Annotated in this window: 14 protein-coding genes; 10 read left to right on the top strand and 4 right to left on the bottom strand. The window is 62.4% G+C overall.

Features of this window, described 5'->3' with window-relative positions; genetic code table 11:
• On the bottom strand, positions 1–888 hold the full coding sequence (locus AC02Y0_RS19980; protein ID WP_476380742.1) for a GntR family transcriptional regulator: 888 nt from the start codon (positions 886–888) through the stop codon (positions 1–3).
• 250 nt (positions 889–1,138) lie between these two features.
• Between AC02Y0_RS19980 and AC02Y0_RS19975 the strand changes: the two genes are divergently transcribed.
• From AC02Y0_RS19975 to AC02Y0_RS19945, 7 genes are all read left to right on the top strand, one after another.
• Complete coding sequence (locus tag AC02Y0_RS19975) at positions 1,139–2,644, top strand: UxaA family hydrolase (RefSeq protein WP_476380741.1); 1,506 nt, start codon at positions 1,139–1,141, stop codon at positions 2,642–2,644.
• Positions 2,645–2,672: 28 nt separating this feature from the next.
• The gene (locus tag AC02Y0_RS19970) at positions 2,673–3,692 is read left to right on the top strand and encodes an aldo/keto reductase (RefSeq protein ID WP_476380739.1); all 1,020 of its coding nucleotides are present in this window, start codon (positions 2,673–2,675) and stop codon (positions 3,690–3,692) included.
• Between the two features lie 9 nt (positions 3,693–3,701).
• Positions 3,702–4,148: an RbsD/FucU family protein gene (locus AC02Y0_RS19965; RefSeq protein ID WP_476380737.1), complete on the top strand. Its 447-nt coding sequence runs from the start codon at positions 3,702–3,704 to the stop codon at positions 4,146–4,148.
• A 190-nt stretch (positions 4,149–4,338) separates the two neighbouring features.
• Positions 4,339–5,325 carry a substrate-binding domain-containing protein gene (locus AC02Y0_RS19960; RefSeq protein WP_476380735.1) on the top strand — a complete coding sequence of 329 codons (987 nt, stop codon included), beginning with the start codon at positions 4,339–4,341 and terminating at the stop codon, positions 5,323–5,325.
• 100 nt (positions 5,326–5,425) lie between these two features.
• Positions 5,426–6,979 (top strand): sugar ABC transporter ATP-binding protein, encoded by a 1,554-nt coding sequence (locus AC02Y0_RS19955; RefSeq protein WP_476380734.1) that lies wholly within the window; start codon positions 5,426–5,428, stop codon positions 6,977–6,979.
• Positions 6,980–7,029: 50 nt separating this feature from the next.
• Entirely contained in the window at positions 7,030–8,001 is a 972-nt protein-coding gene (locus AC02Y0_RS19950; RefSeq protein WP_112239602.1) for an ABC transporter permease, read from the top strand.
• 81 nt (positions 8,002–8,082) lie between these two features.
• Positions 8,083–9,099: a zinc-binding alcohol dehydrogenase family protein gene (locus tag AC02Y0_RS19945; RefSeq protein ID WP_476380731.1), complete on the top strand. Its 1,017-nt coding sequence runs from the start codon at positions 8,083–8,085 to the stop codon at positions 9,097–9,099.
• A gap of 64 nt (positions 9,100–9,163) precedes the next feature.
• Here the strand turns inward: AC02Y0_RS19945 and AC02Y0_RS19940 are convergent, their stop codons facing one another.
• Both AC02Y0_RS19940 and AC02Y0_RS19935 read right to left on the bottom strand, forming a co-directional pair.
• Positions 9,164–9,772 carry an alpha/beta hydrolase gene (locus AC02Y0_RS19940; protein ID WP_476380730.1) on the bottom strand — a complete coding sequence of 203 codons (609 nt, stop codon included), beginning with the start codon at positions 9,770–9,772 and terminating at the stop codon, positions 9,164–9,166.
• A 53-nt stretch (positions 9,773–9,825) separates the two neighbouring features.
• On the bottom strand, positions 9,826–10,758 hold the full coding sequence (locus AC02Y0_RS19935; protein WP_476380728.1) for a ring-cleaving dioxygenase: 933 nt from the start codon (positions 10,756–10,758) through the stop codon (positions 9,826–9,828).
• A gap of 123 nt (positions 10,759–10,881) precedes the next feature.
• Between AC02Y0_RS19935 and AC02Y0_RS19930 the strand changes: the two genes are divergently transcribed.
• Positions 10,882–11,781: a LysR family transcriptional regulator gene (locus tag AC02Y0_RS19930; protein ID WP_476380726.1), complete on the top strand. Its 900-nt coding sequence runs from the start codon at positions 10,882–10,884 to the stop codon at positions 11,779–11,781.
• Between the two features lie 17 nt (positions 11,782–11,798).
• Here AC02Y0_RS19930 and AC02Y0_RS19925 read toward each other — a convergent pair whose 3' ends face one another.
• Complete coding sequence (locus tag AC02Y0_RS19925) at positions 11,799–12,485, bottom strand: type 1 glutamine amidotransferase (RefSeq protein WP_476380725.1); 687 nt, start codon at positions 12,483–12,485, stop codon at positions 11,799–11,801.
• Between the two features lie 159 nt (positions 12,486–12,644).
• Between AC02Y0_RS19925 and AC02Y0_RS19920 the strand changes: the two genes are divergently transcribed.
• Positions 12,645–13,334 (top strand): GntR family transcriptional regulator, encoded by a 690-nt coding sequence (locus tag AC02Y0_RS19920; protein WP_476380723.1) that lies wholly within the window; start codon positions 12,645–12,647, stop codon positions 13,332–13,334.
• Between the two features lie 375 nt (positions 13,335–13,709).
• Entirely contained in the window at positions 13,710–17,957 is a 4,248-nt protein-coding gene (locus AC02Y0_RS19915) for a beta strand repeat-containing protein (protein WP_476380721.1), read from the top strand.
• Positions 17,958–17,988 lie beyond the last annotated feature (31 nt).

Here is a 17,988-nt window from a genome sequence, read left to right as displayed (position 1 = left end):
TCAGGCAGGCTCCTGGATGGATTGCAGCAGCGTTTCGCGTGCCGATTTCAGATGCTGACGGCAGGCCTTTTCGATCTTTCCGGCATCGCGGGAAAACAGCGCGCTGATGTAGTCGAGATGCTCTTCCAGCGCCCGCTGGTTTCGGGCTCGCGCATTCGTCTTGTTCCACTGGTAGTGGTAGTGAAAGACGATCGTAATGATGTCGTAGAAGTCGATGATGAAGCGATTGCTCGACGCCTTCTGGACGAGCAGATGAAACCGTTCATCGAGCTCGGAGAAGTCCATGTAGCGATTGTCGATGTCGGCCAGCAGCGCATGGTGTTGCGCCTCAACCAGCCGGAGCTCGTCCCAGGCCGGATGGTCCTCGGCCAGATGCACGAAGCTTGCCGCCGAGCGCAGCTCGAACATTTCGCGCACCTCGGTCAGCTCGAGCGCGAATTCGCGGGTAAACCCCTTCAGCACCCAATGGCTGTTCGGTCGCTTCTCGATCAGCCCAAAACGGCTGAAACGGATCAGAAACTCGCGGACGCTCGTGGTCCCGATGCCAATCTCACGGGCAAGTTCCAGCTCGTTGATCTGCATGCCCGGCTGCGCCCCGCCGGCCAGGATCCGCCGCATGAAGCTGCGCTCGATGATGTCAGAAAGGGAGTTTGTCTCCTCGTCGGGGAAATAGTCGTTTCGGACCGGCCGCCGCAACACCGTCTTCGAACGCTTGTCCCAGGCGACCAGCCCCGCTTCTCCGAGGCGCGTCAGGACGGCCCTGACGGTCGTGCGGCTCACACTGAGCAACCCGCCGAGCTCCGGCTCCGAGGGAAGCGTGTCCGTTTCCTCGATCAGCTTCAGCGTGCGGTTGTAAGCATCCTTGAAGACGGTGTTCTGCTTGGCCATGGATCTGCCTGGTTGATGTTATCTGGCGCTTCGGTCTTTTGCCTCTTGGCGCAAGATGCGAACCCGCGCAATGGAAACCACCGATTGCGGCGGCCTTCCTCTCCTTCGACAAGGGTTTCTGTTCCTCCCGCTCCGCACTGGAGCAAATTGTTCTTTATCGATATCATACCCATTGACGAGAAACTGTCTATTGCCGATAAAAGACAAAACACAGGATCCGGTATCGCCGGACGCATGGGAGAAACATCGGGTGTCGAAACCAGCCTGCATCCTGCTGTCGCAGGACGACAATGTTGCCGTGACCACTGTTGCGATCGAAGCCGGGCATGTCCTGCCGGGCGGCGCGCCGGCAGCGGCGAAGATTGATCCTGGCCACAAGGTGGCGGTCCGCGCCATCCGCCAGGGTGAGCCTGTCGTCAAATATGCCCAGGCGATCGGCCGCGCCACGAAGGACATTGCAGCCGGCGACCACGTCCATTCCCACAATCTCGCCTTCGATGAAGACCGCCTTTCGGTCAGCGGCCTTGCCCAGCCCGAAACGGCGACTGCTGCCGACAAGGGGCGCACCTTCATGGGCTATCGCCGCGCCGATGGACGCGCCGCGACCCGCAACTACATCGGCATCATCGCCAGCGTGAACTGTTCCACCACGGTCTGTCGCGCCATCGCGGATGCCGCGAACCGCACCATCCTGCCGCATTACGAGGGCATCGACGGCTTCGTGCCGATCGTGCACGACCAGGGCTGCGGCATGAGCTCGACCGGCGACGGCATGCGCACGCTACACAGAACAATAGCCGGCTACACGAGACACGTGAATTTCGGCGGCGTGCTGATGGTCGGCCTCGGCTGCGAAGTGAACCAGCTGACGCTTTACGGCCAGAGCGGCGCCGGCGCCTCCAAGCGTCACTTCAACATCCAGGATGCCGGCGGTTCGCGCCGCGCCGTCGAGAATGCCCTTTCGATCCTGAAAGAGATCGCAGCCGAAGTCGGCTCCATGCGCCGCGAACCGATCTCCGTCAGCGAGATCATCGTCGGCCTGCAATGCGGCGGTTCGGATGGCCTGTCCGGCATTACAGCCAACCCGGCCCTCGGCGTCGCTGTCGATATCCTGGCTGGTGCCGGCGGCACGGCGATCCTCTCCGAGACTTCGGAGATCTATGGCGCCGAACACCTGCTGCGCAGCCGCGCCGTCAACGAGGATGTCGCCGTCAAGCTCGATGGGCTGATCTCTTGGTGGGAGGCCTATGTCGCCCAGCACGGCGCCTCGCTCGACAACAATCCTTCGCCCGGCAACAAGAAGGGTGGCCTCACAACCATTCTCGAGAAATCCCTCGGTGCGGTCGCCAAAGGCGGACGCTCGCCGCTGACCGCCGTCTACAATTACGCCGAACGCGTCACCGAGCACGGCCTCGTCTTCATGGACACGCCCGGCTATGACCCAGTCTCGGCCACCGGCCAGGTAGCAGGCGGTGCAAACGTCATTGCCTTCACCACCGGCCGCGGCTCCTGCTTCGGCTCACGGCCCGTGCCCTCCATCAAGCTGACCAGCAACACCGCGCTCTACAAGTCGATGGAAGAGGACATGGACATCGATTGCGGCGTCATCGCCACGGGAGACGCCAGCGTCTCGGATCTGGGTCGCGACATCTTCGACCTGATCATCGAGACCGCCTCGGGCCAGAAGACCAAGAGCGAGCTCTTCGGCTACGGCGACAACGAATTCGTGCCGTGGCACCTCGGTGCCACGCTCTGACCTCGACAACTGGGATCCGGATATCAGCATGAAGACGAGACGCATCGGCAAGACCGCCCTCGAAGTGACCGAATACTCCTTCGGCACCGCACCGCTTGGTGGCCTCTACCGCCCCTGCCCCCGCGATGTCGGCATTGCAACGCTGCAGGCCGCCTGGGATCAAGGGATCCGCTATTTCGATACGGCCCCGCATTACGGCTTCGGCCAGGCCGAGCGTTATGTCGGCGACTTCCTGCGCGACAAGCCGGAAGAGAGCTATGTGCTCTCCACCAAGGTTGGCCGCCTGCTGGCACCGGTGCCGAAGGATCAGATCCCGAATGTCGGCTTCGTCGATCCTCTGCCCTTCAAGCTGGTCTACGACTACAGCTATGACGGCATCATGCGCTCGGTCGACTTCAGCTATGCACGCCTTGGCCTCAATCGCATCGACATCCTCTATGTCCACGATATCGGCGTCTACACGCATGGCCGCGAGGTCAACGATCGCTATGTGAAGCAGTTGCGCGACGGCGGTTACAAGGCGCTCGACCAGCTGAAATCATCTGGCGCGATCAAGGCCTTCGGTCTCGGTGTCAACGAGGTACCCGCCTGCCTGGAGATGATGGCTGACATCGATATCGACGTCATCCTGATGGCTGGCCGCTATTCGCTGCTCGATCGCTCCGCCGTCGAGGAATTGCTGCCGCTCTGCGAGAAGCGCGGCACCTCGATCACCGCCGGCGGCGTCTTCAATTCCGGTATCCTGGCAACGGGCGCCGTTCCGGGCGCGCATTTCGACTACACCCCCGCAACCGACGAAGTGCTCGGCAAGGTGCGCGCGATGGAAGACCTGGCAAAGCAGGCCGACAAGCCGCTCGCCCAGTTCGCCATGCAGTTCCCGCTGCACCATCCGGCGGTCGCCTCCGTCATCATCGGCACGGCAAAGCCGGAAAGCCTGAACCGCAACATGGCGCTGACATCAGAGGAACTGCCGGCCTCCGCCTTCGCACCCTTCGAGGCGCACACACTCGTTGCACCGCCGCTCGGCGATGCGCCTGTCCGGGAATAGGAGCTGACCATGCTGAAAGGCATCCATCCTCTGCTGGGACCTGACCTGCTGCACGCCATCGCCACGATGGGACACGGCGACGAGATCGTAATTGCCGACGGCAATTTCCCGGCGAGCACCATGGGTCCCCCGGTCATCCGGGCAGACGGCGTCGGCGCCGTCGAAATCCTGGAGGCGATCCTCGCCCACATGCCGCTCGACCAGTTCGTCGAGGATGCGGCCTGGCGCATGCAGGTGGTCGGTGACCCCCACGCGGCCCCGGAAATCTGCGCCGAATTCCAGGCGACGATCACGAGACTGGCGGGCGACTTCCAGCTCGAAAGCCTCGAGCGCTTCGCCTTTTACGAGCGTGCACGGACGGCAGCATACATCGTCGCAACCACCGAATTGCGGATTTACGGCAACGTCATCCTGAAGAAGGGCGTCGTCTATCCGGAAGAGGTTCACCGGGTCTGAGGAGGCCCGGGAAGCCCTGGATTTCAAGGCAAAAGCGAGTTCGGAGGAGCCCATTTTGCCCGCTTGCATTCTCCAGAATGCTGGAGTAGCGTGCCTCGATAAAATGTTTTTTATCGATAAAGATCGACCCGGTTGCGTTCTGCAGGTCGATCTCACCGGAGGAACAGGACGCGTTGAGAGGAGAACCACAATGACCATTCTGAAGAGCATGACTCGCCGCGCCCTGATGGGGATCGCCGGCGCTGCAATGATGACGTCGATGATGCCGGCCGCGTCCTTCGCCCAGGACGTGACCATTCCGATCATCGTCAAGGACACCACGTCCTTCTACTGGCAGATCGTGCTCGCCGGCGCCCGCCAGGCTGGCAAGGACCTCGGCGTGAACGTGCCGGAACTCGGTGCTCAGTCCGAGTCTGACATCAACGGCCAGATCAGCATTCTCGAGAACGCTGTTGCCGGTGCACCTGCCGCCGTCGTGATCTCGCCGACCGAGTTCAAGGCACTCGGCAAGCCGATCGACGAAGCCGCCAAGGCGGTTCCGATTATCGGCATCGACTCCGGTGCCGACTCCAAGGCCTTCACCTCGTTCCTCACCACCGACAACGTCCAGGGTGGCCGTATCGCAGCTGACGGCCTTGCAGCCGCCATCAAGGCAGCGACCGGCAAGGAAGAGGGCGAAGTCGCCATCATCACCAGCCTGCCGGGCGTCGGTTCGCTCGACCAGCGCCGTGAAGGCTTCCTCGACCAGATGAAGACCAAGTATCCGGGCATCACCGTGACCGTCGACCGCTTTGCCGATGGCCAGGCCACGACCGGCCTCAACATGATGACCGACCTGATCACCGCCAACCCGAACATCGTTGGCGTCTTCGCTTCGAACCTGATCATGGCGCAGGGCGTTGGCCAGGCGATCGCCGAAAACAAGCTCGGCGACAAGATCAAGGTCATCGGCTTCGACTCGGATGAAAAGACCGTCGGCTTCCTCAAGGAAGGCGTACTTGCCGGTCTCGTCGTCCAGGATCCGTACCGCATGGGCTACGACGGCGTGAAGACCGCACTCGCCGTCTCCAAGGGCGAGAAGGTCGAGACCTTCGTCGACACCGGTGCAAACCTCGTGACCCAGGCCAACATGGCCGACCCGAAGATCGATGCCCTTCTGAACCCGAAGGTCAACTGATCGAGACTTCGGCACGCGCGGCATCTGTCGCGCGTGCCGGACCGGAAACGGCGGGCGCAGGAGGCGCCCGTCGATTTCCCTGCGATTTGGGAGGAATGACATGACTTCGCTGCACGATGTAAGCCACCGGCACGACGACGCGCCGGAACTGCTGGAGACCGATCGCATCCCGCCGGGAACGCCGATCCTCGAGCTCATCGGCCTGCAGAAGAAGTATGGCGCCGTGGAGGCTCTGAAGCCCGCGACCTTAAGTTTCCTCGCCGGTGAAATCCACGCCATCGTCGGCGAAAATGGCGCTGGCAAATCCACCCTCATCAAGCTTCTCACGGGCGTCATTCCGCGCACATCGGGCGAGATCCGCTGGTGCGGCAAGCCGGTCGCACTCGCCACGCCGAACGAGGCGATCCAGCGCGGCATCAACGCGGTGCATCAGGAAGTCGTGCTCTGCTCGCATCTCTCGGTCGCCGCCAACATGTTCCTCGGCGACGAGATGTCGTCGGGCGGCATCATGCGCCAGCGCGCCATGACAACCGCTGCGCAGAACGTGCTCGACGACCTCGGCTTCAACCTGCCCGCCGGCGAAATTCTCGCCAATCTCACGATCGGCCAGCAGCAGCTGATCGCCACCGCCAAAGCCGCGATGCGCGGTATCCGTTTTATAATCTTCGATGAGCCGACGGCTTATCTGACGCGCCAGGAATCGGCCCAGCTCTTCCGCCTCATCCGCCGCCTGCAGTCGGAAGGCGTCACCATCGTCTATATCAGCCACCGCATGGAAGAGGTCTTCGAACTGGCAGACCGCGTGTCTGTCCTGCGCGATGGTACCCATGTCGGCACCCGCCTGATCGGCGAGACCAACGACGCCGAACTCATCTCGCTGATGATCAACCGTTCGATCGAGCAGATCTACCACAAGGAAAAGCTGCCGATCGGTGCCACCATCCTTGAGGCCAAGGGACTTTCCGGTCCGGGTTTTTCGGATGTCTCGCTTTCGGTCCGCTCGGGCGAAATCGTCGGCCTCTACGGCCTGATCGGTGCCGGTCGCAGCGAATTTGCGCTGGGTCTCTATGGCCGTCACAAACTGACGGCAGGCGAAGTCTTCTGGGACGGCAAGAAGGTCGTTATCGATACCGAACGCAAGGCCATGGACCTCGGCATCGCACTCGCCCCCGAAAGCCGACGCGACCAGGGCCTTTGCCTCAACCTGCCGATCGGCCTCAACATCAACCTGCCAGTCTTCGGCCGCTTAAGCAGGGGCCTCACCATCAGCCCGAAGCTGGAAGCCGGAAACGCCGACAAGCAGATCAACGATCTGAAGATCAAGACGCCGACACGTGCCGTGCTCGCATCGGCCATGTCCGGCGGCAACCAGCAGAAGATCGTCATCGGTAAGTGGCTCAGCCACGGCGCGCGCCTCTTCATCTTCGACGAACCGACCGTCGGCGTCGACGTCGGAACGAAGGCCGAGATCTACAGGCTCTTCGCGGAACTCCTGAAGCAGGGTGCCGGCATCATCCTGATCTCGTCCTACCTGCCGGAGGTCTATGAGCTATCGGACCGCCTGCACGTGTTCCGCCAGGGCAGACTGGTCGCGAGCCATGACTATCGAACCGCATCGCATGAAGACGTGCTGACCGAGGCGATCGGCGTCTGAGACGTGATACCCGCAAACAACGACATGAAAAGACGACTGGGAGGACAAAGATGAGCACCGACACCACCGAGACCAAGGTCGCACCGAAGAGGGGCATGAGTATCCTCTTCAGCCTCACGCTGCTCGGCCTCCTGCTCTTCCTCTGGCTGCTCCTTGGCTTTGCCACCAACAGCTTCTGGACACCGAACAACATCAGCAACCTGCTGCGTCAGGGTGCGATGACGGCGATCCTCGCCGTCGGCCAGACCTTCGTCATCATCACCGCCGGCATCGATCTGTCGGTCGGCGCGGTGGTGGGTTTCGCCAGCGTCATCCTCGCTTGGCTCCTGGCGGCGGGCCTGCCCGTCTGGCTTGCGATCATCCTCACCCTCCTGATGGGTGTCGCCATCGGCATGTTCCATGCCTTTGGTATCGTGCGCATGGGGCTTCCCGCCTTCATCATCACGCTCGCAACTCTGACTTCGCTCCGCGGCATCGGCCTCTTGATCACCAATGGTTCGACCATCTCGATCTCCAACGAGGCCTTCACCAACTTCGCCCGCGCCGACTTCCTCGGTGTGCCCAGCCTGTTCTGGATGGTCATCGTCGTCGCCGTGCCCGCCTATGTCTTCCTGCACCTTAGCCGCTGGGGTCGCTATCTCTTCGCGGTCGGCTCCAACAGCGAGGCGGCACGCCTCTCCGGCGTCAACGTCAACCGCACGATCTACATGGCCTACATCCTGTCCTCGACCTGTGCTGCCTTCGTCGGCATCCTGCTTGCCTCGCGCATCGGGATCGGCAACGCCACCCAGGCCGAAGGCTGGGAACTGCAGGCAATCGCCTCCTCGGTCATCGGCGGCACCAGCCTGTTCGGCGCCGTCGGTTCGGTCCAGGGTCCGCTACTCGGCGCCTTCATTCTGGCGACGATCAACAACGGCGCCAACCTGATGAACGTCAACTCGTTCTGGCAGCGCATCATCACCGGTGCCCTGATCATCCTGATCGTCTATTTCGACCAGCTTCGCCGCCGCGGCAGCCGCTGATAATTTCCCAAGGTGGGGGTGCCGCGAATGGCATCCCCTTTTTTTTCGTCAAACCTTGCCGGGCAGCCGAAAGGAATAAGCATGAAGGCCGCATTGTGTGTCGAACCGGGCCGTCTCGAGATCGTCGATCGCGATCCGCCGCCGCGTCCAAAAACAGGCGAAGCCCGCATCGCCATCAGCCATGTTGGCATCTGCGGGACGGACTATCATATCTTCGAAGGCAAGCACCCCTTCCTGGAATACCCGCGCGTCATGGGCCACGAGATCTCGGCAACTGTCGTCGAGGCGGGCGAAGGCGTCGACCTGGGCGCCGGCACGAAGGTGATCGTCAATCCCTATATCGCCTGCGGCACCTGCATCGCCTGCCGCAAGGACAAGCCCAACTGCTGCACGAATATTCGCGTGCTCGGTGTGCACACGGATGGGGCAATGTGCGAGGAGATCACGGTCCCTGCCATCAACCTGTATCCCGCTGACGACCTGTCACCGGAAGCCGCAGCCACCGTCGAATTTCTGGCGATCGGCGCACACGCCGTCCGTCGCTCTATGGCGCCCGCGGGATCAAGGGCACTGGTCATTGGTGCAGGCCCGATCGGGCTTGGCACGGCGATCTTTGCGCGCATTGCCGGACATGACGTGACCCTGCTCGACACCAGCAGCGAGCGCCTGTCGATGGCAGCAAGTCGCCTCGGCTTCACATCAGGTCTTCTGGCCGATGACAGTCTTGAGTCTGCGGTCGCGGACTTGACCGGGGGAGACGGTTTCGACGTGGTCTTCGATGCCACCGGCTATCGCCCATCGATGGAACGCGCCTTCCGCTTCGTCGCCCACGGCGGAAGCCTCGTGCTGGTCAGCGTGGTGAAGGAGGACATCACCTTCTCCGACCCCGAATTCCACAAGCGCGAGATGATGCTGATCGGCAGCCGCAACGCGACCCGCGTCGACTTCGATCATGTCCGCAAATCGATCGCGGATGGTCTCGTGCCGATCGACCAGCTGATCACGCATCGGACGACCCTGGCAGATCTCGCTACGGATCTGCCGCGCTGGGCGCGCGAGAAATCCGGTCTGATCAAAGCCCTGATCCAGATCGGCTGATAGTCGAGACGAAAAAAGGCCCGCAACTCTGTCTGCGGGCCTTTTGCGTTTCGTGTGCGTGATGTCAGGGCTTCTGCAGGAAGGCGGCGATCGCGTCGACTTCGCCTTGCGAAACCTCATGACCGCCCTGATGCAGGAAAGTCTCGACCTGAGCGCCTTGCGCCTCGAAATAGGCGGCCAGCCGTTCGGTCAGCGGCAGCGGGCAGATCGGATCCCGCTGGCCGGCAGTCACGAGCACCGCAACATCCGAAAGCCCCTGCTGTGCCGGCGGATCGAACGGGATCAGCGGATGCATGAGGATCACGCGGTCGAAGAGATCAGGCGCCTCGAACAGGACCGAAGCCAAGATATTGGCGCCATTCGAGTAACCGAGCCCGTAGATCGGTCGATCCGGGTTCTTCTCCTTGTGCGCGCGGATGAAGGCCACCATCTTCGCCGTTCTCTCTGCGAGATCGGCCATGTCGTAGACGCCTTCGCCGGTGCGCTTGAAGAAGCGCGCAGCCCCGTATTCCGAGACGTCGCCGCGGGGCGAGACGATCCCCGCCTCGGGCAGGATCCGGTTCACGAGCCCGGGAAACTGATGTTCGTCGCCGCCGGTGCCGTGAAAGGTGAAGACCAGCGGTGCGGCACCCTGCGGTGCCTGGTAGAGGTGGATGTAGCTATCGAGTGCCATATTGGTTCCTCCGCAAGAGGGACGACGCCGTCAGGCATCGTCCCTCTGTGCGATTAGTCCTTGATCGGGGTCAGATGGGCTTCGATCTGCGAGCGATACTGCTGATAACGTGTCGGCAGCTTCAGCGCCTCGCCGAGATGGGCCGTATCTTCGTCCCGGTTGAAGCCGGGCTCGTTGGTGGCGATTTCGAACAGCACACCACCCGGGGTGCGGAAATAGATCGCCCAGAAGTAGTCACGGTCGATGACCGGCGTGACCTGATATCCCGTGTCGAGCAGCGCCTTGCGAACTTCGAGCTGAGCCGCACGATCTTCCACGGCAAAGGCGACGTGGTGCACCGAACCTGCACCCTGCTGGGCATGCGATGCACCCGGCAGAACTTCGAGATCGATATAGTCGGCACCATTGCCGCCGGAGACCGCATAGCGGACGAAGTCACCCTGTTTGTCGACCGGCTGGTAGCCCATGAACTTCAGGAGTTCGCCGGTCGCACCTTCGTCGCGCAACCGCATGGTCACGCCGCGGAAACCGTGAACCCCTTCCGAAACGCCAACCGGACCACCGGCGAAGGGCACGCGGCTGTCGCCGTCGACCTCGGCCAGCGCAAAGCCGTCACCATCAGGGCCGGCAAAACGCAGACGGTCCTCACCGAAGAGCGAATAGGAGCCGAGTTCCTTGACGCCTTGCTTCGACAGGCGATCCTGCCAGAAACCGAGTGTGCCCTTCGGCACGGAGAAGACGGTCTCGGAGACTTCACCGGCACCGCGACCACCCTTGCCCATATTGGCAAACGGGAAATAAGTCATGACCGATCCGGCATTGCCGACTTCGTCGCCGTAATAGAGGTGGTAGACGTCGGGAGCATCGAAGTTGACGGTCTTCTTGACCCGGCGAAGGCCGAGGGTCTTCGTGAAGAAATCGTTGTTTTCCTGGGCATCCGCAGCCATGGAGGTAACGTGATGCAGGCCTTTGATCTGGGTAAGCATGGCTCTGATCCTTTCCCGGCAATCGCGCCGGCTTTGTTCTGTTGAACGGAATATGGGCCACGGCTTTTCGATTGAGAATAGCTGTAATATTGCGGATATTATTTCACTGGGAGCAACAATCCGATGGGCGAGTTCGAAGCCATCAGGACCTTTCTGACGGTCGCTGACCAAAGCAGCTTCAGCGCAGCGGCGCGCCTGCTCGCCATGACGCCGGCTTCCGTCACGCGCACGGTCTCAGCCCTCGAAGATCAGCTCGGCGTGCAGCTCCTGTTGCGCACAACACGGAAAGTCTCACTGACTTCGGCCGGCGCCGCCTATGCGGCCCGCGTCGCGCCGCTGGTCGAAGGTCTTGCCCGGGCGACGGAGGAAACCCGGGATCTGCAGAAGGTGACGGCAGGATCGCTCCGGGTCTCCGCACCCATGTCGCTGGGAATGAAGGTTCTGCCGACGGTGCTGTCGCAGTTTTCCATCATGCACCCACGCACCAGCGTCGCAATAGAACTGTCCGACCGTTTCGTCGACATTCTCCAGGAGAATTACGACCTCGCGATCCGCATCTCGGGTCCGCCGACAGACAAGTCGACGATCTGGCGCAAGATCCGTCCGGTGTCGCGTCTGCTGGTCGCTGCGCCGTCCTTCCTGGCGCGCCATGGCACACCGAAGGTCCCAGAGGATCTGACGACACTCGAATGCCTCAGCTATCACGATCAGTCGAAGACCGAGACCTGGGAACTGAGCCGACCCGGACAAGTCAGGACCGTTGAGGCCCGGGGCCGGTTCTCGATCAACAACGGTGATTTTCTCTGCAAGCTCGCGATCGCTGGAGAAGGCATTGCCCTCCTGCCCCGCTTCATCGTCGACGAGGAATTGCGCGCGGGAAAACTCGTCGAAGTGCTGCCGGGCTGGAACACGCCCGAGATCTGGCTGACGCTCTACTACCCGCCCTACGAACAGCTACCGCTTCGAGTGGCAACCTTCTCGGATTTCTTCGAAGCCTTCATCAAGGAAAGCTGGGACGCTTAGACGCGTCCTGCCCCGCTTCAGCGGTCGCGCCCGAGAAACTCGCCGATCTCCTCAGCGATCTTGTCGGTTGCGATCGGCACATCGACCTTCTTCACCCGTTCGAACAGGGGCTCGGGAATGGCGGCCTTGCGTGCCTCTGCCAGTCCCTCGAAGAAGCGCGGCGAAAACTCCGGATGTGGCTGGTAGGAGAGGCCCCAGTCGCCGTAGCGAATGACGGCGTTCTCGCAGGCATCCGTCTTGCCGACGACCTCGGCACCCTCAGGCACGCGGATGACCTGGTCCTGATGCCAGGCAAGGAGGACCTGCTCCTCACCCGTGTCGGATCGCGTGTAACGAACCGGACCGGCGGACCAGCCACCCTTGAACTTCTCGACTTCGCCACCGAGGGCTTTCGCCATGACCTGATGGCCGAAGCAGATGCCGACCATGGGAACCTTGGCGGCATGCACCTGTCGGATGAAATCTTCGAGCTCGCGGATCCACGGGTGATCCTCGTAGACACCGAACTTGGAACCCGTCAGCAGCCAGCCATCGACGTCTGTCGGGCTGTCCGGAAACTCGCCGTCCACAACGAAATAGCGTTTGAAGGTGAAATCGAATTTGCCGAGCAGAGCGGCAAACATGTCGGCGTAATTGCCATACTCGTTCGCGAGTTCGGCAGGCGAATGGCCGGTGACGAGGATGCCGATTGTCTTTGCGGTCATGTGAGTTTCCTGGAACGTCGCGAATGCAAGCCTTCAGGCCTTGCACTCCGTCAGACTATACCAAATGTTAGTTTGATCAAATTTCAAGAGGGTAAATGTCCGAACCGCGAAAGTCAGGCAACGGACATCGATAACAAACAGGGAGAACGCGGTCGAACCATGGCGATCGAGGAACGCAAGGCGGAGGAATCACGCAAGCAGCGCGTCTATCGGACGCTGCGGGCCCGTATCATGTCGGGCGCGGTCGCCCCTGGTCTGCCGATCACCATCAACGGCGTCGCCGACGACCTCGGGGTGAGCGCCATGCCCGTGCGCGAGGCTCTGCATCGCCTGGTCGCGGATGGTGCGCTGGAATATCTCGACAATCGCCGCGTCCGCGTGCCGGAAATGACCCTCTCGAAATTCGAGGAGATCATCGCCGCCCGCACAGCCCTGGAAACGCTCGCGGCCATGCGGGCGCTGCCCCATATCGACAAGGCAAGGCTGGAGCGGCTGCAGGTGATCGATGCGGAGATCGACCAAGCCTATGGCGCCGATGATCTGCTCCGCTCGACGGAGCTCAACTTCCTGTTTCACCGCACCTTGTATGAGCCGGGGGCGAGCGGCGTTCTGCTCGAACTGATCGAGTCCGTCTGGCTGCGCCTCGGTCCCTTCATGCGTCTGGCGACCGCAAAGCTCGAAGAAAGCTATCGCATCGACCGCCACGCCGAAGCGATGGACGCGATCCGGGCCAATGACCTGCAAGCCCTCGCAAAGGCGATCGAAGCAGATATCCAGGACGGTGTCGGCCATCTCGGCCGGCATTTCCTGCGTGACGAAGCTTCGTCTGTGCCGCAAGCGGATAGCTGAGCAGCAGAAACTGCTGCTCATGCCCGGTTTCGCAGCGCAAGCCGCAACGGCTGGGATCCGAAGTGCACGCGCCGCTGCATCCCAAGGCTGCAATCTGACTGCAGAATGTCGACCCGATCGGCGCCATACCTGCTGCTGCGCCATTCGCTGCATCGACCACCCTACACCTTTGACCAACCGGGAGATGTGACAGCACAGGCTCAGGCAAGCCTTGGCGATTAAAACGGCATCATGCTGGGCGGTCTAACGAACTGCCGGGCGAGACCTTGTGCCGGAACGCGCTGAAAATGTTGAGACGCATAGCCTCGATCAGATGGATGCAAGCCGGTGAAACACTTTTGAGCGCATTCGTTTGAAAACAAGAGGCCGATAGACATGACGTCGCCCATTTCCCTGCTCAGCCCCGCCCAGATCCGGGCACTCCCCAATTCGACCGTGAGCTCCTGGTCAGACGAGGAGGTGAGCCAGCTTTCGAGCACGCAGGTCAACGCGCTGACGTCGTCGCAGATTTCGGCCCTCCAGACAGAGGCTGTAGCAGGGCTGTCGACCGCGCAGCTGAAGGCGATTGCCCCGCGCTCGATCACCGGTCTCACCCTCGACCAGATCACGGCGCTCTCGACGGAAGATGTTTCGAGCCTGGCAGCGACACAGGTTGCGGCACTCTCGGCAAGCCAACTCGGCGGACTGAGCACCGAACAGTCAGAGGCCCTGACGCCAGCGCAAGTCGCAAAACTGAGCGCGACGCAGCTCAGCGCCTTCAGCACCGAGGATCTGGCGACCTTCTCGGCTGAAGACATGGCCGCCATCAACACGGCCGCCCTGAGGGGGCAATCGCCGGAAAGGCTGGCGGGTCTCACGACCACCCAGATTTCGGCACTGAAGACGACACAGATTTCGGCGCTCACGCCGGCGCAGATCGCAGCACTGACACCTCAGCAGGTTGCAGCCTTCTCCAACAGCCAGATTACAGCGCTCAGCCCCACGCAGGTCGGCGCAATGACGACCGAACAGCTCGGCGCCCTCTCGACGACACAGTTTTCCGCGATCAGCGCCCGTGGCGTGACAGGGCTGACAACGACCCAGATCGCAGCGCTCGGCAACGAAAAGATCGGAGCCCTCACCAACGCGCAAATGACGGCCCTGACGTCGAAGCAACTTGGCGCTCTTTCTGTCGAGCAAGTTGCCAGCCTTTCGAACGGCCAGATTGCGGCCATCAATCCCCGCGCCATTTCCGGCCTGACCGCGGATCATATCGCGGGCATGTCTCCGTCCCAGACATCGGCGATGACGGGGGCCCAGATTGCGGCGCTCACCCGCACACAGATGTCGGCCTTCACCGAAGACCAGTTGGCCGCCCTCACCACCACCCAGATCAGAGCGCTCGGCCCCACCCAGATTGCCGCCCTGCCGACATCCACGATTGAGGGCTTTACCACCACGCAGATTGCAGCGCTGTCATCGAAGGCTGTGGCCGGCTTGAGTGCCGGCCAACTTGCAGCGATGAGCACCGATCAGCTGAAGAGCCTCACCACGGCCCAGATCGCGGCGATGAATGCCAGCCAGATCGGCAGTCTGTCGACGGCCCAGATCGGAGCCCTGTCTCCCACCCAGATTGGCGCCATCAGCGTGTCAGCCGTCACCGGGCTGACAACGGATCAGATCTCCTCTCTGAGCGTCACCCAGGTCGCATCCATGACGACCTCGCAGATCTCGGCGCTGAAGGCGACCCAGGCCGCAGCCTTCACACCGGACCAGATCGCAGGCTTCACACCGACGCAGGTTCGCGGGCTGACCGGCGTGCAGATCGCAGCCATGCCGGAAGTTGCGATTGCCAGCTTCTCTGAGGAACAGATCGCAGCGCTCAGCGCGCGCGCCATCACCGGCCTGACGGTCGACCAGATCGGGTCGCTCACTGCAGATCAGCTCGACGCCCTCTCCACCAGCCAGATTGGTGCGCTCTCGGCAGCCCAGGTAGCAGCCTTGCCGGCTGAATCCGTCGCGGCAATGAGCCCGGTGAAAATCGCCGCCATCAGTGCCAAGGCGATCACCGGCCTGACGCCGGAACGCATCGCAACCCTGGCGCCCGATCAGGTAGCCGCGCTGACGACAACCCAGATCCGGGCGCTGAAGGCCGAGCAGGTCGCGGGCCTCACGGCATTCCAGACCGAAGCGATGAGCAACGGCCAGATTGCAGCTCTAAGTGCCGCTCAGCTGTCCGCCCTATCGGTGCAGGCGGTGAAGGCATGGTCGCCCTCGCAGGTCGGAGCCATCGCGGCCGCCTCGATCACGGGGCTGACCACGGATCAGATTGCCGCCCTCGAGGACAACCAGATCGACGGACTGAGCTCCGCACAGATCTCGAAGATGAGCGGCGCCCAGATCGGGTCCTTGTCCGAAGTGCAGCTGTCAGCCCTCACACCAGCCGAGATTGCCGCGATTTCAACAAGCGCCATCTCCTCGATCTCTGCCGACAAGATCGACAGCCTGAGCCTGGAACAGATTGCGAAGCTGACCTCCGCGCAGATCGCGGCGATGAAGAACGAGCAGGTCGTCTCCTTCACGCCGACCCAGCTTGCATCGCTGAGCGCCAGCCAGTTGCAGGCCGTGACCGCAGCCCAGATTGCTTCGCTGTCGCCGAGCAACATCGCATCGCTGTCGCGTGAACAGATTGCCGGCCTCTCCGCCAGGACGATTGCAGCCCTGAGCACGGATCAGATCGCGGCGATGTCGTCCGATCAGGTCGAGGCGATGACGGCGACCCAGGTTGCGGGCCTGACGGCAGCGCAGCTCGGCGCCATGCGCGCGGCCGATATCCTGGCGTTCCAGCCGACAGAGATGGCGGCCATCACGACGGGCGCCTTGAGCGGGATCGATGCTGAAACCATCGCCGCCATGAACCTCGATCAGATTGCAGCCCTCACGCCGGCCCAGCTCGGTGCATTGAGTGCTGACCAGACGGCAGCCTTGACCCCGACCCAAGTGGATGCGCTGAGCGCAAAGCAGGTTGCCGGCTTTGGTGCGACCCAGGCTGCAGCCCTGACGACGGCGTCGCTCGGTGTGATGTCTCAGGAACAGATCGCGGCCTTGAGCACGACGGCCATCGCCGCACTGTCCACGACACAGGTCACGGCTCTGACGTCCAATCAGATTGAATCCCTGACCACCGCGCAGATGGGTGCCTTGACGGCGACACAGGTCGCGGCGCTGACACCGACCCAGCTTTCCAACCTACCGGCGACGAAGCTTGCCGCGATCAGCGCGGCCGGGATCGCCGGCATGACGACACAGCAGATCGCTGTCCTGGGCGCCGACCAGATCACCGCACTGACGGCAGCCCAGATCACCGCTCTGACGCCAAGCCAGGTCGGAGCGCTCACGCCCCAGCAGGTAACTCTTCTCTCGACCACACAAATCGGGGCACTCAGCGCAAGCCAGGTGGCGCTGCTCAGCAATGACAGCCTCGCCACGCTGACCAGTGACAAGATCGCAGCGCTGAACGTCAAGACGATCCCGGGCCTGACGGCGACCCAGATCGCCTCCATGTCGACGACGCAGATCGACAGCCTCAGCCAGACCCAGATCGCGGCCCTGACCTCGACACAGATCGGCGCACTCTCCTCGGCGCAGCTCGCAACGCTGTCGAACACGGAGCTGGCATCCATCTCGCCGGCAGCGATCACGGGCCTGTCGGCCGCCAACATCGCGGGCCTCAGCCAGGAACAAATCGGCATCCTGACAGCAGCGCAGGTCGGCGCCTTGACCTTCGACCAGTTGAACGCATTGAAGCCAGATCAGCTCGGCGTCATGACGGCAACCCAGATCGGCGCGCTGACCGCGACACAGATCGCCTCGCTCTCGGCCGGCACCATTTCTGCCCTGTCGACAACGCAGATTGCGGCCATCGCCCCCAAAGCCATTCCGGGGCTGAGCACTGCGCAGATAGCGACCCTGACATCCAGCCAGGTCGATGCGATGACATCGGCGCAGTTTGGCGCCCTGAGCGGAACCCAGCTGGCAGCCTTCAGCTCGACGGCGCTTGAAACGCTGACGGCGACGGACATCGCAGCACTGTCCCCGACGGCAGTGAGCGGCTTGTCGCCCGCGATCTTCGCCACATTGCAGCCGGAACAGATCTCCGCCCTGACGACGGGCCAGGTCGCCGGCCTGACCTATCACCAGCTGAGGGCGATGACCCAGGATCAGGTCGGCGCGCTGACATCCGCGCAGATCGGGTCGATGAATGCCATCCAGCTGGCAACACTCGGGACGGATAGGGTCGCCTGGCTGACGACATCGCAGGTTGCGGCCATGGACGCCAAGGCGATCAGCGGCCTGACGGTCGCGCAGGTGAGCGCGCTCACGGCAGGACAAGCCGAGGCACTGACACCGACGCAGGTAGCAGGGCTGAATTCCGCACAGTTGTCGGCATTTGGCGCCAACAACTTCCGGACCTTCTCCGCCGATGACATTGCTGCGATCAGCGAGCAGGCCCTGCCCGGTCTGACGGTGGGTCAGATCTCCAACATGACCACCGCACAGCTCCAGGCGATCAGCGCGACCCAGTCGAACAATCTGAGCCCTGAACAGATTGCCGCGGTTCTCGCCGCCTATGCGGCGACCTGATCCTCGGCACCGAAAATCGGGCGCCCGGCTT

This window comes from Allorhizobium sp. nf9_anc (assembly GCF_056323085.1).
Note: the sequence above shows the minus strand (reverse complement) of the source record. Positions and strands in the feature narration are given on the sequence as shown.